28 protein-coding genes are annotated in these 23,780 nt (G+C 54.8%); 15 read left to right on the top strand and 13 right to left on the bottom strand.

All coding sequences use genetic code 11. The annotated features are described in order from the left end of the window. Positions 1-4: 4 nt before the first annotated feature. The 9 genes from AC2FAP_RS03145 to mdtH form a co-directional block, all read right to left on the bottom strand. Positions 5-583, bottom strand: a complete 579-nt coding sequence (locus AC2FAP_RS03145; protein WP_020884691.1) for a YceI family protein — start codon at positions 581-583, stop codon at positions 5-7. A 1-nt stretch (position 584) separates the two neighbouring features. Then, entirely contained in the window at positions 585-1,151 is a 567-nt protein-coding gene (locus tag AC2FAP_RS03150) for a cytochrome b (protein WP_032670551.1), read from the bottom strand. Positions 1,152-1,379: 228 nt separating this feature from the next. Further along, positions 1,380-1,493: a DUF2770 family protein gene (locus AC2FAP_RS03155; RefSeq protein WP_032670549.1), complete on the bottom strand. Its 114-nt coding sequence runs from the start codon at positions 1,491-1,493 to the stop codon at positions 1,380-1,382. Between the two features lie 59 nt (positions 1,494-1,552). Continuing rightward, entirely contained in the window at positions 1,553-2,671 is a 1,119-nt protein-coding gene (solA, locus tag AC2FAP_RS03160) for an N-methyl-L-tryptophan oxidase (RefSeq protein WP_020884688.1), read from the bottom strand. 116 nt (positions 2,672-2,787) lie between these two features. Continuing rightward, positions 2,788-3,042: a biofilm formation regulator BssS gene (gene bssS / locus AC2FAP_RS03165; protein ID WP_008500827.1), complete on the bottom strand. Its 255-nt coding sequence runs from the start codon at positions 3,040-3,042 to the stop codon at positions 2,788-2,790. A gap of 272 nt (positions 3,043-3,314) precedes the next feature. Continuing rightward, entirely contained in the window at positions 3,315-3,560 is a 246-nt protein-coding gene (dinI, locus tag AC2FAP_RS03170; protein WP_020884687.1) for a DNA damage-inducible protein I, read from the bottom strand. A 74-nt stretch (positions 3,561-3,634) separates the two neighbouring features. After that, a complete protein-coding gene (gene pyrC, locus AC2FAP_RS03175; RefSeq protein ID WP_020884686.1) occupies positions 3,635-4,681 on the bottom strand; it encodes a dihydroorotase in 1,047 nt (348 codons plus the stop codon). Positions 4,682-4,807: 126 nt separating this feature from the next. Beyond that, entirely contained in the window at positions 4,808-5,368 is a 561-nt protein-coding gene (locus AC2FAP_RS03180; protein ID WP_020884685.1) for a lipoprotein, read from the bottom strand. 124 nt (positions 5,369-5,492) lie between these two features. Further along, positions 5,493-6,701 (bottom strand): multidrug efflux MFS transporter MdtH, encoded by a 1,209-nt coding sequence (gene mdtH / locus AC2FAP_RS03185; protein ID WP_252069585.1) that lies wholly within the window; start codon positions 6,699-6,701, stop codon positions 5,493-5,495. Positions 6,702-6,937: 236 nt separating this feature from the next. Here mdtH and rimJ point away from each other — a divergent pair, with 236 nt between their 5' ends. The 4 genes from rimJ (at position 6,938) to murJ (ending at position 10,835) form a co-directional block, all read left to right on the top strand. After that, positions 6,938-7,522 carry a ribosomal protein S5-alanine N-acetyltransferase gene (gene rimJ / locus AC2FAP_RS03190; protein ID WP_013097146.1) on the top strand — a complete coding sequence of 195 codons (585 nt, stop codon included), beginning with the start codon at positions 6,938-6,940 and terminating at the stop codon, positions 7,520-7,522. Between the two features lie 9 nt (positions 7,523-7,531). Further along, positions 7,532-8,182: a YceH family protein gene (locus AC2FAP_RS03195; RefSeq protein WP_020884684.1), complete on the top strand. Its 651-nt coding sequence runs from the start codon at positions 7,532-7,534 to the stop codon at positions 8,180-8,182. 2 nt (positions 8,183-8,184) lie between these two features. Then, positions 8,185-9,108: a Gfo/Idh/MocA family protein gene (locus AC2FAP_RS03200; RefSeq protein ID WP_252069583.1), complete on the top strand. Its 924-nt coding sequence runs from the start codon at positions 8,185-8,187 to the stop codon at positions 9,106-9,108. A gap of 191 nt (positions 9,109-9,299) precedes the next feature. Beyond that, on the top strand, positions 9,300-10,835 hold the full coding sequence (murJ, locus tag AC2FAP_RS03205) for a murein biosynthesis integral membrane protein MurJ (RefSeq protein ID WP_020884681.1): 1,536 nt from the start codon (positions 9,300-9,302) through the stop codon (positions 10,833-10,835). A gap of 59 nt (positions 10,836-10,894) precedes the next feature. On the opposite strand, the gene flgN is transcribed toward murJ, so the two are convergent. From flgN to flgA, 3 genes are all read right to left on the bottom strand, one after another. Then, the gene (gene flgN / locus AC2FAP_RS03210) at positions 10,895-11,320 is read right to left on the bottom strand and encodes a flagella biosynthesis chaperone FlgN (protein WP_025204463.1); all 426 of its coding nucleotides are present in this window, start codon (positions 11,318-11,320) and stop codon (positions 10,895-10,897) included. A 4-nt stretch (positions 11,321-11,324) separates the two neighbouring features. After that, positions 11,325-11,618 carry a flagellar biosynthesis anti-sigma factor FlgM gene (flgM, locus tag AC2FAP_RS03215; protein ID WP_014169554.1) on the bottom strand — a complete coding sequence of 98 codons (294 nt, stop codon included), beginning with the start codon at positions 11,616-11,618 and terminating at the stop codon, positions 11,325-11,327. 93 nt (positions 11,619-11,711) lie between these two features. Next, positions 11,712-12,371, bottom strand: coding sequence for a flagellar basal body P-ring formation chaperone FlgA (gene flgA, locus AC2FAP_RS03220; protein ID WP_047366234.1), 660 nt, complete (start codon positions 12,369-12,371; stop codon positions 11,712-11,714). 157 nt (positions 12,372-12,528) lie between these two features. Here flgA and flgB point away from each other — a divergent pair, with 157 nt between their 5' ends. The 11 genes from flgB to flgL all read left to right on the top strand — a co-directional run bounded on the left by flgB (position 12,529) and on the right by flgL (position 22,383). Continuing rightward, positions 12,529-12,945: a flagellar basal body rod protein FlgB gene (gene flgB, locus AC2FAP_RS03225; RefSeq protein ID WP_014169556.1), complete on the top strand. Its 417-nt coding sequence runs from the start codon at positions 12,529-12,531 to the stop codon at positions 12,943-12,945. A 3-nt stretch (positions 12,946-12,948) separates the two neighbouring features. Then, positions 12,949-13,353: a flagellar basal body rod protein FlgC gene (gene flgC / locus AC2FAP_RS03230; RefSeq protein ID WP_013097138.1), complete on the top strand. Its 405-nt coding sequence runs from the start codon at positions 12,949-12,951 to the stop codon at positions 13,351-13,353. 11 nt (positions 13,354-13,364) lie between these two features. Then, positions 13,365-14,075, top strand: a complete 711-nt coding sequence (gene flgD, locus AC2FAP_RS03235; protein WP_014169557.1) for a flagellar hook assembly protein FlgD — start codon at positions 13,365-13,367, stop codon at positions 14,073-14,075. Positions 14,076-14,101: 26 nt separating this feature from the next. Beyond that, the gene (flgE, locus tag AC2FAP_RS03240; protein WP_014169558.1) at positions 14,102-15,310 is read left to right on the top strand and encodes a flagellar hook protein FlgE; all 1,209 of its coding nucleotides are present in this window, start codon (positions 14,102-14,104) and stop codon (positions 15,308-15,310) included. A 20-nt stretch (positions 15,311-15,330) separates the two neighbouring features. Continuing rightward, positions 15,331-16,086: a flagellar basal body rod protein FlgF gene (locus tag AC2FAP_RS03245; RefSeq protein ID WP_014169559.1), complete on the top strand. Its 756-nt coding sequence runs from the start codon at positions 15,331-15,333 to the stop codon at positions 16,084-16,086. Between the two features lie 11 nt (positions 16,087-16,097). Then, positions 16,098-16,880 (top strand): flagellar basal-body rod protein FlgG, encoded by a 783-nt coding sequence (gene flgG, locus AC2FAP_RS03250; RefSeq protein ID WP_008500810.1) that lies wholly within the window; start codon positions 16,098-16,100, stop codon positions 16,878-16,880. 57 nt (positions 16,881-16,937) lie between these two features. Next, positions 16,938-17,636, top strand: a complete 699-nt coding sequence (gene flgH / locus AC2FAP_RS03255) for a flagellar basal body L-ring protein FlgH (protein WP_023311139.1) — start codon at positions 16,938-16,940, stop codon at positions 17,634-17,636. 12 nt (positions 17,637-17,648) lie between these two features. Continuing rightward, on the top strand, positions 17,649-18,746 hold the full coding sequence (locus AC2FAP_RS03260; RefSeq protein WP_014169561.1) for a flagellar basal body P-ring protein FlgI: 1,098 nt from the start codon (positions 17,649-17,651) through the stop codon (positions 18,744-18,746). Beyond that, positions 18,746-19,699, top strand: coding sequence for a flagellar assembly peptidoglycan hydrolase FlgJ (gene flgJ / locus AC2FAP_RS03265; RefSeq protein WP_063214591.1), 954 nt, complete (start codon positions 18,746-18,748; stop codon positions 19,697-19,699). Before AC2FAP_RS03260 ends, flgJ begins: the two co-directional genes overlap by 1 nt. 75 nt (positions 19,700-19,774) lie before the next feature. After that, complete coding sequence (gene flgK, locus AC2FAP_RS03270; RefSeq protein ID WP_020884676.1) at positions 19,775-21,415, top strand: flagellar hook-associated protein FlgK; 1,641 nt, start codon at positions 19,775-19,777, stop codon at positions 21,413-21,415. A gap of 14 nt (positions 21,416-21,429) precedes the next feature. Beyond that, complete coding sequence (gene flgL, locus AC2FAP_RS03275; RefSeq protein ID WP_014169564.1) at positions 21,430-22,383, top strand: flagellar hook-associated protein FlgL; 954 nt, start codon at positions 21,430-21,432, stop codon at positions 22,381-22,383. Positions 22,384-22,458: 75 nt separating this feature from the next. On the opposite strand, the gene AC2FAP_RS03280 is transcribed toward flgL, so the two are convergent. Beyond that, on the bottom strand, positions 22,459-23,673 hold the full coding sequence (locus AC2FAP_RS03280; protein ID WP_086463322.1) for an MFS transporter: 1,215 nt from the start codon (positions 23,671-23,673) through the stop codon (positions 22,459-22,461). Between the last annotated feature and the right edge of the window lie 107 nt (positions 23,674-23,780).

Here is a 23,780-nt window from a genome sequence, read left to right on the forward strand (position 1 = left end):
GTTATTAAGACTTCTGCTGAACGCCTTCAACGGAAATAATCAGTTCGACATCCTGAGATGCCGGGCCCAAATCGGTAGTAATATTAAAGTCTTTCAGGTGAATTTTACCTGCGGCTTCAAATCCGGCACGTTTACCCCCCCACGGATCGTCACCCTGGCCCATTAATTTTGCATTCAGCGTAACCGGTTTTGTCACGCCGTTGAGCGTCAGATTGCCGGTAATATCCAGCTTATCGCCATCTTTTTTCACTTCCGTGGAGGTGAAGGTGGCCTGTGGAAATTTAGACACGTTCAGGAATTCCGCACTGCGCAAATGTTTATCGCGTTCTGCATGATTGGTGTCGACGCTGTTGGTATTAATGGTCACGTTGACTTTATCGGCGGCAGGATTTTTTTCGTCAAAGCTGAATGTGCCGTCAAAATCATTAAAGGTGCCATACAGCCAGCTATACCCGAGATGCTGAATACGGAAATTGACGAAAGCATGTTGGCCCTCTTTATCAATTTTATAGTCAGCAGCAACGGCTGAGCCAGTGGTAAATAACAGAGAACCCAGTGCGATACCCAGCAGGTGTTTTTTCATTTTAAGCTCCAGAGTCAACTGACGAGCGGCCAAGCATGCGCTTTAGCGTATCGTCTTTATCGATGAAATGATGTTTAAGGGCGGCAAGCCCGTGCAGCACGGACAGGATAACCACGCTCCATGCCAGCCAGAGGTGAATCACCCCGGCAATATCGGCCTGTGATCCCGCATCGGCAAGCGTTGCCGGGACATCAAAAATGCCAAAAACGCTTATTGGCTTACCCTCTGCTGTCGAGATGAGATAGCCGCTGATCAGAAGCGCGAAGAGCAGCGCATAAAGCGTAATATGCGCGGCAACAGCGCTGATACGGGTAAATTTACTGTGGGTCTTTGGCGCGGCAGGCGGCGGTGAAATGTGTCGCCAGATCACGCGAATAACCAGCCCCATCATCAGCAGCACGCCGATGCTCTTATGCAGCTCCGGGGCCTGGTGATACCAGCCATCGTAATAGCTGAGCGTCACCATCCAGAGGCCAAGTCCGAACATGGCATAGACCGCAATAGCAAATATCCAGTGCAAGCTTATGGATATTATTCCATAGCGCCGGGAGGTGTTACGCAATTGCATCAGGATTACCATTATCAAATAAACAGAGCAGTAAAAATGAACGGGAAGGAATGATATTGCAACTGAAATAAGTCGATATTGATTTTTATTTTATTTATTTCAGCGGTTTTGAAAATGATCCGCAAAGGTAATTCAATGTCTTCGTGCAAGACTTAACAAAGGGCTAATTGAGGAATTGTTCTAACTTAAGTAAATATAAAGTAATGTCAATAAATGTCAGGCAGGCTTTCAGTAAAATACAATGTAAATAAAATCAATGATGGCCAGCAGCGCCCACAATAAGATATAGAGCATCAAATGCTCACGAATATTATTGATGAGAAAACCCACAACTTTGCGCATAGCGCCCCGCAAACCGTAACAAAAAGACGGGCTCCGGAACGTCCGAAGCCCGTGGTGGATTATCCGTTAAAACGTGAAAGAGAGAAGGGCGTCAGATCAAACTGCGGTGTAATACCCTGGGCAAACTGCGCGGCAATTTCACCCAGCACCGACGCGAACTTAAAGCCGTGACCGCTCAGACCGGTGATGAGCAATGTGTTCTCATGCCCGGGCAGCGTGTCGATAATAAAGTCTTCGTCCGGCGTGTTGTCGTAGGTGCATGCCGCGCCATAGAGTAAGCCACCGACGCCCGGCAGAATATTTCGCAGGAACGAGAAGGCTTCAGAGCCATCCTGTGGGTAGGCGCCAAACGGTTTACGTTCTTCAGGAGAGGAGATAATTTGTCCCCCATTGTGTTTCCCGATTTTGAGCGCGTCTTTATCCGAAGGGAAGCCGTAGAACTGATCGCCGTTGGGTAACTCGCCGGTGAACGCCGGGAATTTATTCTGCGTACTGTAACGGCCATCAGACTGGAACCAGGAGAAGACCTTGCGCACCGGCTGTACGGGCAGGTCTGGCAGCAGACGGGTTACCCAGGTACCCGCACTGATGAGCAATCGGGAGGCCGTGTATTCTCCGTCCAGGGTTGTCACCGTGACGCCGTCAGCGTCATGTTTAATGGCCTCGACCGGGCAATTGAAAAGCTGGGCGCAGCCTGCTTTCGCGGCCAGCGCTATCCATGTTTTTATTGCTGTTTCGCAATGCAGCACGCCGGAATGGGCTTCAAAGAGACCAACATAATCGTCCGGGACGGTGATTTCCGGCCAGCGTGACATGATCCCCGCCGCGTCGAGCTTCTCAACGTCCAGGTTAAATGTCTTCGCGCTGCGTTCGACGCTGGCGAGAAAATCAGAGCGGGCAGGACCAAGGTTAATGATGCCCGTGCGTTCGAAAATGCGCTCCTCAGTCTGTTTAGCCAGTTCGTCCCAGAGCGCTTGCGCGCGAAGTACCAGCGGGACATAGCGCTCGCCTTCACCATAGGCGTGACGAATGAGGCGAGTATCGCCATGATGGCTTCCCTCTGAATGAGGGGGAAGATGGGCATCTATCATCAGAACCTTGAGGCCAGCCTGGGTGGCATAATATCCGGCGGCAGAACCAACGGAGCCGCTACCAATAATAATCAGATCATATTTCATGGGCATCTCTTAAACTAACGCTTTGTTAGCAGAGTAATTAACATCGGGGGCTTATACAAGGGAGAAATAAATAAGGCACCCCGAGGGTGCCTGTAGAGTGAAAAGTGGGCTAAACGCTAATGCCGTTTATACTCATTTTCCTGGTAGTCGCCAGATTCTATTTTTGCGATGCCTGCTTCCAAAATAGAAATAAACTGACGGGCGACGTCTGTCGTAAGCCACAGCGTCTGTCCAACTTCCGCTTCTTCACGGTTCAGCTGATTTGGGGTCTGGTAGTGCAAACGCAGCATCAGTGCATCGTAGCTGTCTACGGTACTGATATCCCAGCCAACGAGTGGGTGGGTCTGGATGACTTCGCTATTCTTTTCCATTATAACCCCCATAATGCGTGTTAGAAGACAACGACTTCGAGGTTCAATGCATGTTTTTCTGAAGCAACTTCAGTATACAAGTAATAAGGGTTCCTAAGGGAAAAATAAACAGCTAGCAACACATTTTTCTGCTTTTTAGGATTGTTCGAACAATAAAACACCATGTTGTTCACGATTTTTAAAGAAGTTGCCGAATTAATTTGAACTTTCTGGATTTTCAGGCGAAAAAAAGCCGGGGCGACCCGGCAAAAAAACACAATGAGGGAGCAGTGTTAATCTGTGATGAACCAGTCGTCGGCGCTTTCCCACGTTTCCTGCAGGATTTCGGTGATACGCGCTTTATCTTCTTTCGCGCCGCCAATGACGGAGAGGTTGTTTGCGGCCGCATAACGCACCGTTACGGCACCGTCGTTTTCGGGAAAGGTGTTGTTAATACGACGGGATAATTCGCCTGCAAGCGCATCAAGCGCGCCGGCAGGCAGAACAGTAGTTTTGGCTATGGTGACTTCAATACGCATAAATGCCCCCTGTGTAATATACTGTTTATTTATACAGGTATATTATCGGTTTGACAACAAGGGGCACTGATTTTTTAGCGTTTTACCGTCCAGCGAACGGTTTCACCTGCCAGGAATGGGATCAGCGTGTCATCGGTCAGTGGAATGGCTTCCTCAACCTGGCTCTCTTTACGTTCCAGCTCAATGAAGGTCTCATTGACCGGCAACCCATAAAAACGGGGGCCATTGAGTGAGCAGAACGCCTCGAAATGCGGCAGGGCATTCATCTCTTCAAACACGGTTGCATAGCTGGCGAGAGCGGTTGGGGCATTAAAGCAGCCCGCACAGCCGCAGCTTGCTTCTTTGCGATGACGCGCATGAGGTGCGGAATCCGTGCCCAGAAACGCGCGGGAGAAACCGCTGGCAACCAGTTCGCGCAGCGCCTGCTGGTGAATGTTACGCTTGAGGATCGGCAGGCAGTACAGATGCGGACGTACACCGCCAACCAGCATGTGGTTACGGTTAAACATCAAATGCTGTGGCGTGATGGTGGCGGCGATAAGCTCGTTACCGTCGCGGACATACTCAGCGGCATCTTTGGTGGTGATGTGCTCGAAGACCACTTTGAGCGCGGGAAGGCGCTGACGCAGGGGCTCCATCACGGAGTCGATAAAACGGGCTTCACGGTCAAAGATGTCGATCTCGGCATGCGTGACTTCACCGTGAACCAGCAGCGGCATACCCAGTTTCTGCATACGCTCCAGCACCGGCATGATGGCATCAATGCTGGTAACGCCGTGGCTGGAGTTGGTGGTGGCATTGGCCGGGTAAAGTTTCGCAGCGGTGAATACGCCTTCGTTAAACCCGCGCTCCACTTCGTTTGGATCCAGGGAATCGGTCAGGTAGCAGGTCATCAGCGGGGTGAAATCATGGCCCGCCGGGACGGCATCCAGAATGCGCTGGCGATACGCCATTGCGGCATCGACGGTGGTGACTGGTGGCACCAGGTTAGGCATGACAATCGCGCGGCCATAAATTTCGCTGGTATAAGGCACGACGGTTTTGAGCATATCGCCATCGCGCAGATGGATATGCCAGTCGTCAGGGCGGCGGATTTTAAGAACCTGGGGTTGTGCAGTCATGGAAGCTCCGGCTTGTCAGGAATCAGTCATTCGGATGGCTGTTTTTGCCGGACACAAATCATAAGCGGAAACGTTTTCGTTTGCACACTTTTCCGTAAAAAAAAGGGCGCCTCGGCGCCCTACGGATTAATCAGTGAAGGGAATAATGATTTCTCCCGGTTTCACCTCTATCCCTTTAGCATACTTTTTCGCAAGCGCTTCACCCTTGCTCTTGTCTTCACTTAAGACATAGGCTGGCTGCTGATTAAAATAGTTACGCAGCGACTGATTCAGATAAGGCATCAGGGTTTGCAGCACAGATTTCATCTTGTCCGGCGTGACTTCCGCATCGACGACTTCCATCTCCTGCAGGTAAATAGCCCCTTTCTCTTTGTTAAAGACCGGCAGCGCTTTTAGCTTCAGCTTGATATTGGCTTTCTGGTTGCCGAAGAGGGAGGTCATATCGAGGTTCGCATCCCCGTTCAGCGTCACTTTGTTTGGCTCTTCACGTCCTATCTGGCTGGTCAGGTTGCTGAGGACGATATGCGCATCGGCAAGCCCGGGCACGCCGATGTCTTTTGAAAAGTTGTTATGTTTTTCCAGCGCCTGATTAATTTCCTGTTCACTGACGGTGTATTGCGTAAGCTGGTTACAGCCCACCAGCAGACCGCTGACAATGAATGCAGCGGCAATGACAATTTTCTTCATAGTGTTCCTCAACGAAAAATCGGCGCTTCTGTCCTGTTACGTCAGTATGTCAGTGTGAAATGGCAGAAACCAGCAGAAAAAACTGAGAAGTGAGGCGGGAGGGACCTCCCGCCAGAGGGAAGGGCTACGCGCCCGGTTCGAGCATGCCGCTTGCGCTGCGCTTCTGGCTGAACTGCCACCAGAGGGCCAGCAGCGTCATAAAGCCCACCGCGCCGAGCATCATCCACGGCAGTTCCGGTTGATTCAGCGCTTTGCCTGCATCAAACAGCCAGCCGCCGCCGGCGTAACCCAAAGCCCCACCAAAGGCCAGACCGAGTCGGCTGAACCCCATATAGCTGCCGCGGGCACGCGCATCTGCAAGCGAGGCGCTCAGCGTCTCACGAGCCGGCTCGGCGATGATAGAGCCGATATAGAAGGTGCAAATCAGCGTAAACAGCTGCTGGAGAGAATTCACCAGACCGATGGGCATCATGCTCAGCGTCATTAAAAACAGCCCGGCCATCAGACGATGCTCCAGGCGAAAACGCCGTTCGCTCCAGCGGGCAATCGGATAGAGCAGCGTCAGCGAAAGCGCGGTTTCGATGGCGTACATCCATTTCACGGCGGCCGGGGTTCCCGCAATATCATTCACCATGATAGGCAGCATCAGCATCACCTGCACGGCAAGCATGTAGTAACCCGTCAGGGTCAATACGTAGGTGACAAAACGTTTGTCGTGCAGGACGCGGCCCAGCCCTTCGCGTACCGGTGCTTTTACCGTCGACAATTTCCATGCTGGCAGATACAGGCCATTAAAGAGGGCGCACAGAATAAAGAGCACCGCGCCAGCCGCGCAGACCAGACGGAAATCGTACTGCAGCAACCAGCTCCCCAGAAGCGCGCCAATTACCGCGCCCGCGCTGTCCTGCATCATCAAAATCGAGAAGAAACGTCCGCGGTGCTGCGGGCGAATTAACTTCACCACCAGCGCGGTACGCGGCGGGTCAAACAGGGTTCCGCCGATCCCGGAGAGAAAGCAGGAGAACCACAGAAGCCAGGGCTCATGGGCAACCGCCATCGTGGCAAAGCCTGCCGCACGAAGCAGCATACCGGTCACAATCATCGGTTTCGCGCCGAAGCGGTCAGCAATGGCGCCGCCAAACACCCCAAGGCCTTGCTGGACAAACTGGCGTAAACCCAGCGCGATGCCAACCATCAGCGCCGCCCAGCCCATTTGATCGACAAAGCGGATCGAGATAAGAGGAAACACGACAAAAAAGCCGAGCACGACCAGCATGTTATCGACTAGCAGGAAATATTTACCCAGGCTCCTCGCCTGTGATACGCGGGACATTTTCCCTCCAGGGAAAACAGGATGGTGAGCACGCTAACATTCTGCGGGGTTACTGCGCGTTTTCCCACCCCTGGGCGTGACAATATTTTTTTATCAAAAGAGCGCTTTGATAGAGAGTTCTCATCGAAAAATGTGAAAAGAGGTCAAAATGGTATGTCACTGTTTTCACAGACGGCGCAGGCACAGGTATAGTAAAGCTAATGGGTCAGCAGAAGTGACGGGAAGGAGTGGTATCGATGTTTGGCTATCGCAGTAATGTGCCAAAAGTGCGTCTGACAACGGACAGGCTGGTCGTTCGTCTGGTGCATGAGCGTGATGCCTGGCGTCTGGCGGATTATTACGCCGAGAATCGCCAGTTTTTAAAACCCTGGGAACCCGTTCGGGATGAGAGCCATTGTTACCCATCCGGCTGGCAGGCGCGCCTCAGTATGATTGCGGAATTTCATAAGCAGGGAAGTGCGTTTTATTTTGCGCTGCTGGATCCCGAAGAAAAAGAGATTATCGGCATCGCCAACTTTTCAAACGTCGTGCGCGGATCGTTTCACGCCTGCTACCTCGGCTACTCCATCGGTCAGAAATGGCAGGGGCAGGGGCTGATGTATGAAGCATTAACGGTGGCGATCCGTTATATGCAACGCACGCAACATATCCATCGTATTATGGCGAACTATATGCCGCATAATCAGCGTAGCGGTAATTTGCTGGCGCGTTTAGGGTTTGAGAAAGAGGGTTACGCCAAAGACTATCTGCTGATAGATGGAGAATGGCGCGACCATGTCCTCACGGCATTAACCACCCGGGACTGGACAGCGGGTCGCTAAGGAGAAGAGATGAAATATCAGTTAAGCGGTGCAGAAGCGCGCGTCGTCGGATGCCTGCTGGAAAAACAGGTCACGACGCCGGAGCAATATCCGCTCTCTGTCAACGCCGTCATGATGGCCTGCAATCAAAAGACCAACCGCGAGCCGGTAATGAACCTCAGTGAGCATGACGTTCAGGATGTGCTGGATGAACTGGTGAAACGCCATTATCTGCGCACCGTCAGCGGCTTCGGAAATCGCGTCACCAAGTACGAACAACGTTTTTGTAATTCCGAATTCGGCGACCTGAAGTTGAGCGCCGCGGAAGTGGCGGTGATCACGACCCTTTTACTGCGCGGGGCACAAACTCCCGGCGAGCTGCGCACGCGGGCTTCCCGTATGCATGAGTTTGCGGATATGCAGGAAGTGGAACAAACCCTGGAAGGGCTTGCAACCCGCGAGGATGGCCCTTACGTGGTGCGTCTGGCACGCGAACCGGGCAAGCGTGAGAGCCGCTATATGCATCTCTTCAGTGGCGAGGTGGATACCGCGACGCTGGCAACGGAACAAGAGTCCACTGTTGTCAGCGGCAGCCTGACGGCGCGCGTGGACGCGCTGGAAGAGGAGGTCGCTGGGCTGAAACAGCGCCTGGACGCACTGCTGGCACATTTGGGAGATTAACAGTGAAAAAATTACGTGTAGGCGTGGTGGGGCTTGGCGGTATTGCGCAGAAAGCCTGGTTACCGGTATTAGGCGCGGCAACGGACTGGACGCTTCAGGGCGCGTGGTCACCTACCCGCGAGAAGGCTGAACGCATCTGCGCAACCTGGCGGATACCATACGCCGCTTCGCTGTCTGATCTTGCCCGCGAGTGCGATGCGGTATTTGTGCATACCTCAACGGCAACGCACTATCAGGTGGTCAGCGAACTGCTGAATGCCGGTGTTCACGTCTGTGTGGATAAGCCCCTGGCGGAGAACGTTCAGGATGCCGAGCGACTGATAGAGCTGGCGGCACGCAAGAACCTGACGCTGATGGTGGGCTTTAACCGCCGCTTCGCTCCGCTTTATCAGCAGCTGAAGGCACAGCCGGGCGCGCTGGCCTCTCTGAGGATGGATAAACACCGTACCGACAGCGTCGGGCCAAACGATCTGCGCTTTACGCTTCTCGATGATTATCTGCACGTGGTGGACACGGCGCTCTGGCTGACAAACGGCCAGGCTCAGCTGAAAAGCGGGACCCTGATGACCAACGATCTGGGCGAGATGGTCTACGCCGAGCACCACTTTGCGCTGGAACATCTGCAGGTGACCACCAGCATGCATCGTCGTGCGGGCAGTCAGCGGGAGTTTGTCCAGGCCGTCACTGACGGTGCGCTGTATGACATCACCGACATGCGGGAGTGGCGTGAAGAGAAGGGCAGCGGTGTGGTCACGCTTCCGGCGCCGGGCTGGCAGAGCACTCTGGAGCAACGCGGCTTCGCGGGATGCGCCCGTCACTTCATTAGCTGTGTGCAAAATCAGACGGTTCCGGAAACCGCCGGTGAACAGGCCATCATGGCGCAACGCATCGTGGAACGGCTCTGGCGAGAGGCCATGAGTGAATAACCCTCTGTAACATCTGCCGATAGTAATTCCCTTAAATCCGGGTAGACTAAGCGCCGATTGTTGGTTTCGCCGGGAGGCGTTTCGCCTACCCGGCCTGCAAATCCGAAGGCCTGCGCAAGCGCAACGCCGTCGGGCATTCATTACGCCTGCTCTGCAGGCGTTTTGCCGTATGGTTGTGGAAATTCACATTAATGAACTTATTAAAATCGCTGGCAGCCGTCAGCTCGATGACCATGTTTTCTCGCGTACTGGGTTTTGCGCGCGATGCCATTGTGGCAAGGGTTTTTGGTGCTGGGATGGCAACGGACGCCTTTTTCGTCGCGTTCAAACTGCCGAATTTATTGCGCCGTATTTTTGCTGAGGGGGCTTTCTCGCAGGCCTTCGTTCCAATTCTGGCGGAATATAAAAGCAAGCAGGGCGAAGATGCTACGCGGGTGTTTGTCGCCTATGTCTCCGGGCTACTGACGCTGGCGCTGGCTATAGTGACAGTCCTGGGGATGCTGGCTGCGCCCTGGGTGATTATGGTGACCGCGCCGGGGTTTGCCGACACCGCCGATAAATTTGCGCTTACCACCCAGCTGCTGCGCATTACCTTTCCTTATATCCTGTTGATCTCGCTGGCCTCGCTGGTGGGGGCAATCCTCAATACCTGGAACCGCTTCTCCGTTCCGGCGTTTGCGCCGACGTTTTTGAATGTCAGCATGATCGGCTTTGCCCTGTTTGCCGCACCGCATTTCAACCCGCCGGTACTGGCGCTGGCCTGGGCGGTGACCGTGGGCGGCGTCCTGCAGCTGGCATATCAGCTGCCGCATCTGAAGAAAATTGGCATGCTGGTTCTGCCGCGCATTAATTTCCGTGATGCCGGCGCAATGCGCGTCATGAAGCAGATGGGACCTGCAATCCTCGGGGTTTCTGTCAGCCAGATCTCACTTATCATCAATACCATCTTTGCCTCTTTCCTGGTGTCCGGTTCGGTCTCCTGGATGTACTACGCTGACCGTCTGATGGAGTTTCCTTCTGGCGTACTGGGCGTCGCGCTGGGGACGATTCTGCTGCCGTCGCTCTCTAAAAGCTTTGCCAGCGGCAACCATGATGAGTATTGCCGCCTGATGGACTGGGGCTTACGCCTCTGTTTCCTGCTGGCACTGCCAAGCGCGGTGGCGCTGGGGATCCTCGCGAAACCGCTGACCGTCTCGCTGTTCCAGTACGGTAAATTTTCAGCCCATGATGCGTCCATGACTCAGCAGGCGCTGGTGGCGTACTCGGTGGGATTGATGGGGCTGATTGTTGTTAAAGTGCTGGCACCAGGGTTCTACTCCCGTCAGAACATTAAAACGCCGGTGAAGATTGCCCTGGTGACGCTGGTGATGACCCAGTTGATGAACCTGGCGTTTATTGGCCCGCTGAAGCACGCGGGTCTGGCTCTGTCTATTGGTCTGGCGGCCTGTCTGAATGCCGGGCTGTTGTACTGGCAGCTGCGTAAGCAGGATATCTTCACGCCGCAGCCGGGCTGGGCGAGTTTCCTTGTGCGACTGGTTATCGCGGTGCTGGTGATGGCAGCGGCGTTGCTCGGCATGATGCACGTGATGCCGGAGTGGTCGCTCGGCACCATGCCTTATCGTCTGCTGCGACTGATGGCCGTGGTGGGTGTTGGGGTTGTGGCTTACTTTGCCACCCTCGCCGTGTTGGGCTTCAAAGTGAAAGAGTTTGCCCGCCGTACGGCATAAACGCCAAAAGGGGAGTTCACCTTATGGTGCTCCCCACTGCTTGATTTGTCGCTTATGCTTCAAATCGAAATCTTTTTCCCGCCCGTAATACGTGCCGTCGCTGTCTGCCCATCCGCACCGTACAGCCCGGTTTCTTTATGCGGTTTTAACACCTCAAGCGCTTGCTGATTACGCTCTATCTGACCTTCAAGCAGCCAGCCGTTATGCTGGTTGAGATCGCGAAGGTGCTGGGTTTTTTCTGTAATAGTCTGCCAGCGCTCAACGATATCGTCGTTAGCACTGCGCTTAGGATCCTGCTCAGCGCGACGTTGCTGCTCAAGGTAATCCAGCGTCGCCAGAAGCGAGCTTTTGTCTTCAGTAATACGCTGCAACGCGCTGCCGTTGATGTGACCGGAAGAGAGGTGCTGTTGCTCAGCGTCCATTACCGTTTTCAGGTCGTTCAGGACAACCGTCATTTGATCCAGTATTTCTGACAGTCGACTCATACGGTTAGTTACTCTGTAAGAAACTCTGCGCTTCCTGAATCAGGGCGTCAGCAATTTTGCTGGTGTCCATTTTCAGCTCGCCGTTACGAATAGCCGTTTTCAGCGCTTCAACGCGTTCCATGTTGATATCGTTGCCGCCTGGCTGCATCAGTTTTGCCTGGGCATCGCTCAGGGTTACGCTGGTGCTGTTAGACGTTGACGGTTTTTCCAGACGCGTTTTCTGCGGCGTAGCGTCATTCGTTTCGCGAGGTTGTACAGCGCTTACCGGCTTCAGGGCTGATGTACGATCAATGCTCATAGTGTTGTCCTCATCGAGGGTTCGCGGCGTTGGCGCCTGACATCATCAATAGTTGAATATTTATCGGCAGCTGCAGCGAAATCTTTAAAAAGATTATAGGTTAATCAGAATATTCCCATCAGAATCGACGGTTCCGCTAACCACCTGCCCTGAGGACATTCTGACGCGGGCATTTTGCGCCACCGCGGCATTGTTTAACGCTTTCCCTTCACTGTTGATACTGAAGCCATCTCCATTGGCCACCACCATCACCTGCTGACCCGCCTTGACGCGCCACGCCTGGCGCAGCATCGACAGCTGTATCGGCTGACCCGGTGCGACATCTCGCAGGCTGATGGCGTCCTGCGCCTGGTTAATTTCAAGCATTGTCCGTGGCGGCAGCTGATCCAGACGGCCGCGCTTCAACGTCACGCTGTTGGCCTGCAGTGCGGTACCCCGGGCAATGGGGACAGCGGCGACAACATAATTGCCTGTCGCCTGGACTGCAACCTGTAAATACCGTTTTTCGTTGGCGCAGCGTGCCAGCACGTTCACGTTCCCCCACAGTCTGGTGGTGCCGGTCACGGTAAATGACGGCTGCTCACAGGAGGGATACAGATTTGGTGGCGTGCGTACCGTGACGACAACTTCATCGCTAAAGCCCGCCAGCTTCTGGGCAAAAAAGGTGTTTAGCTGATCCTGTAAACCATCCGCCTGCACCAGGGGGCTAAAAAGCAAGAAAGTTGCCATCAGGCCACGTTTTAACGTTTGCATCGCAAGTTCCACCGTTTCCAGAATTGAGTGAATTCTACCTGCAGTGGTTTTTCATCAACGCAATAAATAGCGACGCATTTTGCGCTTATTCCGTCGATAAGGCGGATGGGTTGAGATTTAAGCTGTGAACTGAAATTTTGCCATCAGCGGAGGAGACATGCTCGATAAACTCGACGCCGCGTTACGTTTTCAGCAGGAAGCGCTCAATTTACGTGCCCAGCGGCAGGAAATTTTAGCCGCCAATATCGCTAACGCCGATACGCCAGGGTATCAGGCGCGCGATATTGATTTTTCCAGTGAGCTTAAAAAAGTGATGGAGCGTGGACGCGCAGAAGGGAGCGGTGTCGCGCTCGCGCTGACCTCCTCACGTCATATTCCCGCTCAGACGATGACCGCACCAACGACCGATTTGCTTTATCGCATTCCCGACCAGCCTTCACTCGACGGTAACACCGTGGACATGGACCGGGAGCGTACACAGTTTGCCGATAACAGCCTGAAGTACCAGACAGGCCTGACCGTTCTCGGCGGACAAATCAAAGGCATGATGAACGTCCTGCAGGGGGGCAACTGATAAATGGCCTTGCTGAATATTTTTGATATCGCCGGCTCGGCGCTTACCGCGCAGTCCAAACGTCTGAACGTAGCCGCCAGTAACCTGGCGAACGCCGACAGCGTGACCGGACCAGACGGTCAGCCTTATCGTGCGAAACAGGTCGTCTTTCAGGTCGATGCGGCGCCAGGCGCGGCCACCGGCGGTGTGAAAGTCTCTGATGTGGTTGAGAGCCAGGCACCGGACAAGCTGGTGTATGAGCCTGGCAACCCGCTGGCGGATGCGAACGGTTACGTAAAAATGCCTAACGTGGATGTGGTGGGTGAGATGGTGAACTCCATGTCGGCGTCACGCAGTTACCAGGCAAACGTCGAAGTGCTTAATACCGTGAAGAGCATGATGCTCAAAACACTCACTCTCGGCCAGTAAAGGAGACATGCATGTCCATCGCCGTAAATGTGAATGATCCCACGAACTCAGGTGTTAATGGCGCCAAAAGTTCGACGGGTTCCAACGCCCTGACGGGCAGTAACGCGTCCGATCTGCAGAGCAGCTTTCTGACGCTGCTGGTAGCGCAGCTGAAGAACCAGGATCCCACCAATCCGATGCAGAACAACGAGCTGACCACGCAACTGGCGCAGATCAGTACCGTCAGCGGCATTGAAAAACTCAACACCACCCTTGGCTCCGTTTCCGGTCAGATTGACAACAGCCAGTCTCTGCAGGCTGCGAATCTGATTGGTCATGGGGTGATGATCCCGGGGACCACGATCCTTGCCGGCACCAGCACTACCGAGGGGACGTCAACCACGACCACCACGCCGTTTGGCGTTGAGCTGCAGCAGCCGGCTGACAAAGTGACTGCGACGATCAGCGATGCGAGCGGGGCAGTGGTACGCACCATTGAGATTGGTGAGCTGAAGGCAGGCGTACACACCTTTACCTGGGACGGCAGCCTGACCGACGGCACGAAAGCACCAAACGGTTCTTACAAAGTGGCGATCAGCGCCAGCAACGGAACCACCCAACTGGTGGCGCAGCCGCTGCAGTTCGCGCTGGTTCAGGGCGTGATTAAAGGCGCCGGCGGTAACAAACTGGATTTGGGTACCTCGGGTACCACCACGCTCGACGAAGTTCGGCAGATTATCTAAGCCTTAACACTTATCAGGAGTAAGTCATGGCCTTTTCTCAAGCGGTCAGCGGCCTGAATGCTGCGGCCACCAACCTGGATGTCATTGGCAACAACATCGCCAACTCCGCGACCTATGGTTTTAAATCCGGTTCTGCCTCATTTGCAGATATGTTTGCCGGTTCCAAAGTAGGTCTGGGCGTGAAAGTTGCGGGCATCACTCAGGACTTTACCGACGGTACGACGACCAATACCGGTCGTGGTCTGGACGTCGCCATCAGCCAGAACGGTTTCTTCCGTATGGTCGATTCCAACGGCTCTGTGTTCTACAGCCGTAACGGTCAGTTCAAACTGGACGAAAACCGTAACCTGGTGAACATGCAGGGTCTGCAATTAACCGGTTATCCTGTTGCGGGTACCCCACCAACGGTTCAGACCGGCGCTAACCCGCAGGCGATCAATATCCCAACGACCTTGATGGCGGCGAAATCCACCACCACCGCGTCCCAGCAGATCAACCTGAACTCTACTGACACCGCGCCAACCACGGCCTTTGATCCGACCAACCCTGACAGCTACAACAAAAAAGGGACGGTGACGGTCTTTGACAGCCAGGGTAATGCGCACAACATGAACCTGTTTTACGTTAAAGACGCGACTCCGGCAAACTCCTGGAAAGTCTATGCCCAGGACGGCAGCGTTGCAGGAAGCACGCCATCCCTGGCGACCACGCTGACCTTCAACACCAGCGGCGTACTGACCGGCGGCGGCAGCATCAATATCACTACCGGCACCGTTCCAGGTGCAACGCCAGCCACGTTTGCGATGAGCTTCGCCAATTCCATGCAGCAGAACACCGGCGCCAATAACATCGTGGCAACCAACCAGAACGGTTACAAACCGGGTGACCTGGTGAGCTACCAGATCAACGACGACGGCACCGTGGTGGGTAACTACTCCAACGAACAGACCCAGGCCCTGGGCCAGATCGTGCTGGCTAACTTCGCCAACAACGAAGGTCTGAAGTCTGAAGGCGATAACGTCTGGTCTGCCACCCAGTCTTCTGGCGTGGCGCTGCTGGGTACCGCGGGCTCCGGTAACTTCGGTACGCTGACCAACGGTGCGCTGGAAGCGTCTAACGTGGATCTGAGTAAAGAGCTGGTGAACATGATCGTCGCGCAACGTAACTATCAGTCGAACGCGCAGACCATCAAAACCCAGGATCAGATCCTCAACACGCTGGTTAACCTGCGTTAAGCGGCTGACAGGAAAGCGCAATGGATCACGCAATATATACCGCGATGGGCGCGGCAAGCCAGACGCTCAATCAGCAGGCTGTTACTGCCAGCAACCTGGCAAACGCCTCTACACCGGGCTTTCGTGCGCAGCTTAATGCGCTGCGTGCGGTCCCGGTGGAAGGGCTCTCCCTGCCGACGCGTACGCTGGTCACGGCCTCCACGCCGGGTGCGGATATGACGCCAGGGCAGATGGATTACACCTCACGCCCGCTGGACGTTGCCCTGCAACAGGACGGCTGGCTGGCGGTGCAGACCGCTGACGGCGGTGAAGGATATACCCGTAACGGTAACATCCAGGTGAGTGCCACGGGCCAGCTGACGATTCAGGGTCATCCGGTAATGGGTGAAGCGGGTCCGCTGACGGTGCCGGAAGGGTCTGAGCTGACTATCGCGGCCGACGGGACCATTTCGGCATTGAACCCGGGCGATCCGGCCAATACCGTTGCGCCCGTCGGGCGTCTGAAGCTGGTGAAGGCGGAAGGCAAAGAGGTGCAGCGTGGCGATGACGGGATGTTCCGTCTGACCCAGGCGACCCAGGCCACTCGGGGGGCCACGTTACAGGCCGATCCGAGCATCCGCGTGATGTCCGGCGTTCTGGAAGGCAGTAACGTCAAGCCGGTCGAAGCGATGACCGACATGATCGCCAGTGCCCGTCGTTTTGAAATGCAGATGAAGATTATCAGCAGCGTTGATGAGAACGCGGGCAAGGCTAACCAACTTCTGGCTATGAGTTAACAGGACTCCTTATGATCAGTTCTTTATGGATCGCGAAAACTGGCCTGGACGCGCAGCAAACCAACATGGATGTGATTGCCAACAACCTGGCAAACGTCAGCACCAATGGTTTCAAGCGTCAGCGTGCCGTTTTCGAAGATTTGCTTTATCAAACCATCCGCCAGCCTGGAGCGCAGTCTTCTGAACAAACGACACTGCCATCCGGTCTGCAGATTGGTACCGGTGTTCGTCCGGTAGCCACCGAGCGTCTGCATAGCCAGGGCAACCTGTCTCAGACCAACAATAGCAAAGACGTGGCAATCAAAGGCCAGGGGTTCTTCCAGGTGCAGTTGCCTGACGGTACTTCTGCCTATACCCGCGACGGATCGTTCCAGGTCGATCAGAATGGCCAGCTGGTGACGGCGGGTGGTTTCCAGGTTCAGCCTGCGATTACCATCCCGGCGAATGCCCTGAGTATTACTATCGGGCGTGACGGCGTGGTGAGTGTGACGCAGCAGGGGCAGGCCGCACCTGTTCAGGTTGGACAGCTGAACCTGACCACCTTCATGAACGACACCGGTCTGGAAAGCATTGGTGAGAACCTCTACACCGAAACGCAATCCTCCGGTACGCCAAATGAAAGCACCCCGGGCCTCAACGGTGCGGGTCTGTTATATCAGGGTTATGTGGAAACCTCGAACGTGAACGTTGCGGAAGAGCTGGTGAATATGATCCAGGTCCAGCGCGCGTATGAAATTAACAGTAAAGCAGTGTCGACGACCGACCAGATGCTGCAGAAACTGACGCAACTCTAAGGTGTAGCCCGGTGCGGTCAACGCCGCGCCGGCTCCCTGTTTTCGAAGATGAAGGCAATGCAAAAAAACGCGGCGTTTCGTTATCCGATACTGACTGTTCTGGCTGTCACCCTCAGTGGGTGTGCCTTGATCCCGTCTAAACCTTTAGTGCAGGGTGCGACTACCGCCCAACCCGTTCCTGGCCCGGCGCCAGTGGTGAACGGCTCCATTTTCCAGACCGCGCAGCCAATCAATTATGGCTATCAACCGCTGTTTGAAGATCGCCGCCCGCGTAATGTCGGCGATACGTTGACCATTGTGCTGCAGGAAAACGTCAGCGCGAGCAAGAGCTCGTCGGCGAATGCCAGCCGCGATGGCAAAACCAATTTCGGTTTCGATACCGTTCCACGCTATCTGCAGGGCCTGTTCGGCAATGCGCGTGCTGATGTCGAGGCCTCTGGCGGCAATACCTTTAACGGTAAAGGTGGCGCGAATGCCAGCAATACCTTTAGCGGCACGCTGACGGTGACGGTTGACCAGGTCCTGGTTAACGGCAATTTACACGTTGTGGGTGAAAAACAGATCGCCATCAATCAGGGCACTGAGTTCATTCGTTTCTCGGGCGTGGTTAATCCTCGCACCATCAGCGGCACCAACACCGTTCCGTCCACCCAGGTGGCGGATGCGCGCATCGAGTACGTCGGTAACGGCTACATCAATGAAGCGCAAAATATGGGTTGGCTGCAGCGTTTCTTCCTTAACTTATCGCCGATGTAAGCGAGGTGACCCATGTTTAAATCGATCTTCGCCGTGGCGCTGGCGCTGGTGGCAACGTTTGCCCAGGCTGACCGTATTCGCGATCTCACCAGCGTTCAGGGCGTGCGCGAAAACTCGCTGATTGGCTATGGCCTGGTGGTGGGTCTGGACGGAACGGGCGACCAGACCACCCAGACGCCATTCACGACTCAAAGTTTGAACAACATGCTTTCCCAGCTCGGTATTACCGTCCCGGCGGGAACCAACATGCAGCTGAAAAACGTGGCCGCGGTCATGGTCACCGCCTCCTACCCGGCGTTCGCGCGCCAGGGGCAGACGATTGATGTCGTGGTCTCGTCAATGGGTAACGCCAAAAGCCTGCGTGGCGGCACGCTGCTGATGACTCCGCTGAAAGGGGTCGACAGCCAGGTTTATGCGCTGGCGCAGGGGAACATTCTTGTCGGCGGTGCCGGCGCGTCTGCGGGCGGCAGCAGTGTGCAGGTGAACCAGCTGAACGGCGGGCGTATCACCAATGGTGCGATCATTGAGCGTGAACTGCCGACCCAGTTTGGCGCAGGCAACACCATTAACCTGCAGCTGAATAATGAAGACTTCACGATGGCGCAGCAGATTGCCGACACCATCAACCGTAGCCGCGGCTACGGCAGCGCCACGGCGCTGGATGCCCGTACCGTGCAAATCCGTACTTCTACCGGCAGCAGCAACCAGGTCCGTATGCTGGCTGATATCCAGAATATGGAAGTGAATGTTCCGGTTCAGGATGCCAAAGTGATTATCAACTCGCGCACCGGTTCGGTCGTAATGAACCGCGAAGTGTCGCTCGACAGCTGTGCCGTGGCGCAGGGTAACCTCTCCGTGACGGTCAACCGCTCCGCCAACGTCAGTCAGCCTGATACCCCGTTCGGGGGTGGCCAGACCGTGGTGACGCCACAAACGCAGATTGATTTGCGCCAGAGCGGTGGATCGCTGCAGAGCGTACGCTCCAGCGCGAACCTCAATAGCGTGGTTCGGGCCCTGAATGCCCTGGGGGCGACGCCGATGGATCTGATGTCGATTCTGCAATCCATGCAAAGCGCGGGCTGTCTGCGCGCCAAACTGGAAATCATCTGATGCTGACCGATAGCAAGCTGTTGACCGGTGCTGCCTGGGATGCCCAGTCGCTCAACGAACTGAAAACCAAAGCAGGTAAGGACCCGGCGGCGAATATCCGCCCGGTCGCCCGCCAGGTTGAAGGGATGTTTGTACAGATGATGCTGAAAAGCATGCGTGAAACCCTGCCGAAAGACGGGATGTTCAGCAGTGATTCAACCCGTCTTTACACCAGCATGTATGACCAGCAGATTGCGCAGCAGATGACCGCCGGGAAAGGCCTCGGTCTGGCTGATATGATTGTCAAACAGACCGAAGCCGCGCAGGGCATCCAGCCGGATGATAAGCCACAGCAGGTGCCGATGAAGTTCGACCTGCAAACGGTGACCAGTTATCAGAATCAGGCCCTGACGCAGATGGTGCGCAAAGCCATACCGAAGGCCACGAGTACCAGCGATGAGCCACTTTCTGGCGACAGCAAAGACTTCCTGGCGCAGCTCTCGCTGCCGGCACGTCTTGCCAGTGAACAGAGCGGCGTGCCTCACCACCTGATCCTCGCGCAGGCGGCGCTGGAGTCCGGCTGGGGTCAGCGGCAGATCCGTAAAGAAAACGGCGATCCGAGCTTTAACATCTTCGGCGTGAAGGCCACGTCGAGCTGGAAGGGGCCGACCACCGAGATCACCACAACTGAATATGAAAACGGTGCGGCGGTGAAGGTTAAAGCCAAATTCCGCGTCTATAGCTCCTATCTGGAAGCCTTATCCGACTATGTGGGCCTGTTGAGCCGAAATCCGCGTTACACCGCCGTTACACAGGCGGCAACCGCGGAGCAGGGCGCTCAGGCACTGCAGAACGCGGGCTACGCCACCGATCCGAACTATGCGCGTAAGCTCACCAGTATGATTCAGCAGCTGAAATCGATGGGCGAGAAGGTCAGTAAAGCCTATAGCACAGATATCGAAAATCTGTTCTGAAAGTTCTCAAGTCCCGGTGGAGGCTGCCGATAACCTTCATCAGGACTCGTGTCTGAACGTATAAAAGGAACCCCCATGTCCAGTTTGATTAACAGTGCCATGAGTGGCCTCAGTGCTGCGCAGTCGGCACTCAATACCGTCAGTAATAATATTTCAAGCTATAACGTGGCAGGTTATACCCGCCAGACGACAGTGCTGGGCGCGTCAAACAGCACGCTGACCGGCGGTGGCTGGGTAGGTAACGGGGTTTATGTCTCCGGTGTCCAGCGTGAGTATGATGCATTCATTACCAACCAGCTGCGCGCCGCGCAGACCCAGAGCAGCGGCCTGACTACGCGCTATCAGCAGATGTCAAAAATCGACGATGTGCTCTCGGATACCACCAACTCGCTCTCTACCACGCTGCAGGACTTCTTCAAAAGTCTGCAGACGCTGGTGAGCAACGCAGAAGATCCGGCTGCGCGCCAGACGGTGCTGGGCAAAGCGGATGGCCTGGTCAATCAGTTTAAAACCAACGATCAGTATCTTCGCGATCAGGATTCGCAGGTGAATACCGCGATTTCTGCCAGCGTCGATCAAATTAATAACTACGCCAAACAGATTGCGAACCTGAACGATCAGATTTCCCGTCTGACCGGCGTGGGTGCTGGCTCATCACCAAATGACCTGCTCGATCAACGCGATCAGCTGGTGAGCGAACTGAATAAAATTGTCGGTGTTGAAGTTTCAGTGCAGGATGGCGGCACGTATAACGTCTCATTTGGCACCGGTTACAGCCTGGTACAGGGGAGCAAAGCGAACCAGCTGGCTGCGGTGAATTCCAGCGCAGACCCAACCCGTACAACGCTGGCCTATACCGATGACGTTTCCGGGAATATCGAAATTCCTGAGAAGCTGATTACCACCGGCACCCTTGGCGGTTTACTCACCTTCCGCTCTGAAGATCTGGATAAAGCGCGTAATAGCCTTAACCAGATGGCGCTGGCCTTTGCTGACGCGATGAACAAGCAGCATGAAGCGGGTTTTGATGCTAACGGCGATGCTGGCGGCAAGCTCTTTGACTTTGGCTCGCCTGCGGTTGTGTCCAACAGCAAGAATTCAGGTACCGCCGCGCTGACAGCCTCCGTGGCTGACAGTACTAAAGTCCAGGCAACCGATTATAAGCTGCAGTTCAACGGAACCGACTGGACCATTACGCGTACGTCGGATAAGACCAGTTTCACGATGAGTCCGGATGCGAGCGGCAATCTGTCTTTCGACGGCCTGAATGTCAACGTGAGCGGTACCGCGAATAACAAAGACAGTTTTGTTGTGAAGCCCGTTTCTGATGTCATCGTAAACATGGAACTCAAGTTTAATGATGAGTCCAAACTGGCGATGGCATCGACAAGCGCCGGTGGCGAAAGTGACAACCGCAACGGTCAAAAATTGCTGGATCTGCAAAATAGCAAGCTTGTCGGCGGGAATAAGTCTTTCAATGATGCTTATGCTTCCCTCGTCAGTACCGTTGGTAGCTCAACAGCGGCACTGAAAACCAGCAGCGAAACGAAAGCGAATGTGGCGACGCAGTTAACCAAACAGCAGCAGTCGATCTCAGGGGTAAACCTTGACGAAGAGTACGGCAATTTGCAGCGCTATCAGCAGTATTACCTCGCTAATGCGCAGGTTTTACAAACTGCCAGCTCGCTCTTTGATGCAATCATTAATATTCGCTAAGGCTGAGGTGAAACATGCGTATTAGCACCCAGATGATGTACGACCAAAACATGCGCGGGATCACCGATTCCCAAAGCAAGTGGTTGAGTTATGGTGAACAAATGTCCACCGGCAAGCGTGTCAATCGTCCGTCGGACGATCCCATCGCGGCGTCGCAGGCTATTGTTCTGTCACAATCACAGTCACAAAATAGCCAGTTTGCGTTGGCAAGATCGTTCGCATCACAAAAAGTTTCTCTCGAAGATAATGTGCTTAACCAGGTCACTGCAGCCATCACCAGTGCTAAAGAGAAATTAGTCTATGCCGGAAACGCAACCTTAAGTGATGACGATCGCCTGTCGCTGGCGAGCGATTTGCAAGGTATTCGCGATCAATTGATGAATCTTGCAAACACCGCGGATGGTAATGGTCGGTTTATCTTTGCCGGCTTTAAGACTGAAGTGCCACCGTTTGATTCCGTTACCGGTGACTACAAAGGCGGTACTGAGGCTATTTCGCAGCAGGTTGATACCGCGCGTAATATGGTCATTAGCCACACGGGTCAGCAGATCTTCGAAAGCATCACCAGTAACGCCAAAGAACTGCCTGGTGGCGGATATGGCGAGACGAACATGTTCAAGATCCTCGATACGGCGATTACCGCGCTTAAGGTTCCCGTCGATACCGACTCTGCTGCAGCTGAAGCACAGGGGAAAATCATTTCTGATGCTCAAACCGGCATCACAAATACCCAGAACAACATTCTTACTGTCGCTGCTGATGTAGGTACCAAGATGAACGAGCTTGAAAAGCTGGATAACCTTGGTGACGATCGTGCACTGGGCCAGACTAAGCAGATGAGCGACCTGGTTGATGTGGACTGGAACGCAGCGATCTCCTCTTACACCATGCAGCAGGCCGCGCTGCAGGCATCTTATAAAGCGTTTAGCGATATGCAGGGCATGTCCCTGTTCCAGCTGAACAGATAACATCTTGACCTCTTGGAACATGTCTTGAAACTGGGCATGTTTTACTGCCCAATCCGTGTGGATTGGGCATTTTTTTTACGCGATTTCTGCCGGTGCGGAGGCGACGCGTGCACTTTCAATCAGACGTATTGCCAGCGCAATGACACCGCATACCGTTGCCAGGGCAACCACGCCCGTCCAGCCAGCCAGTGTGTAGATTTTACTCCCCGCAGCCGAACCCAGCGCCATGCCGATAAAGACCACCGTAAAGAGCAGGGCATTAAGACGCCCCCTGGCCTGAGGCTCAAGGCTATAGACCAGATTTTGGTGCGCCACCAGACTGGACTGCAGGCCCAGATCAAACCCGATGGCTGAGACAGCAATCAGAATCAGTTGTCCATGAAGACCCAGCGCGGGCATCAGGAACATCAGGGCAAACGAGACGGTAACCAGTGCCGCGCCAAGCTGCGTGACTTTTCCGGCGCCCAGCTTGTCCGCCAGACCTCCCGCCAGCGGGGCGGCTAAGGCCCCCGCGGCCCCGGCAATACCATAACCACCCGCGACGGCGCTCCCCAGGTGATAGCTCTCCAGCAGCATAACCGCCAGCGTTGACCAGAAGGCGCTAAAGGCAATCGACAGAAAACCCTGTGCCAGTGCTGCACGACGCAGAGCCGGATAACGACGCCACAGATGTTCCATTGAGCGCATCAGGGCGGGATAACTCAGCGTGGAGTGAATGGCAAAACGCGGGAGTACCCGCCACATCACCGCCCCAATGAATGCGATACTTACAGCGGCCAGCTGATACATGACGCGCCAGCCAAAAGCTTCACCCACCACACCGCTGACGGTTCGCGACAGCAAGATGCCCATCAGCAACCCTGTCATCACGGTTCCCACGGTTTTTCCCTGCTTCCCTTCGGGGGCGAGGATAGCCGCTGCGGGAACGATATCCTGTGCCATGGTCGCGGCCATGCCAATCAGCAGGCTTGCCATCAGCAGTGAGTGCTGCTGCCCGGTCAGGCTGCAGCCCAGCAGAAACAGTGCCAGGGCGGCGCTTTTTATCAGGATTAACGTCCTGCGGTCGTGACGATCGCCAAGCGGCAACAGAAAAAGAATACCGAGCGCGTAGCCTGCCTGGGTCAGCGTCGGGACCAGCCCCATCCCTTCAATACTAAGATGAAGGTCGGCGCCTATCAGCGGCAGCAGCGGTTGCGCGTAGTAAATGGATGCGACGCTAAAGCCAGCCCCAAGAGCCAGCATAAAAATCACCCAGCGACTGGCGGCATGGGGAGCAGTTGTTGTGTTCATAAGACGTTCCTCACTCATAGTGTGCCGCTATTTTTTATCACTATGCCTTGCGACGGTAGAGGGCCTGGTGGTAAAACGCTTATACGTTTGGCGTATAGCAGGGAAAA

It is taken from the genome of Enterobacter cloacae complex sp. 394I7 (genome assembly GCF_057320345.1).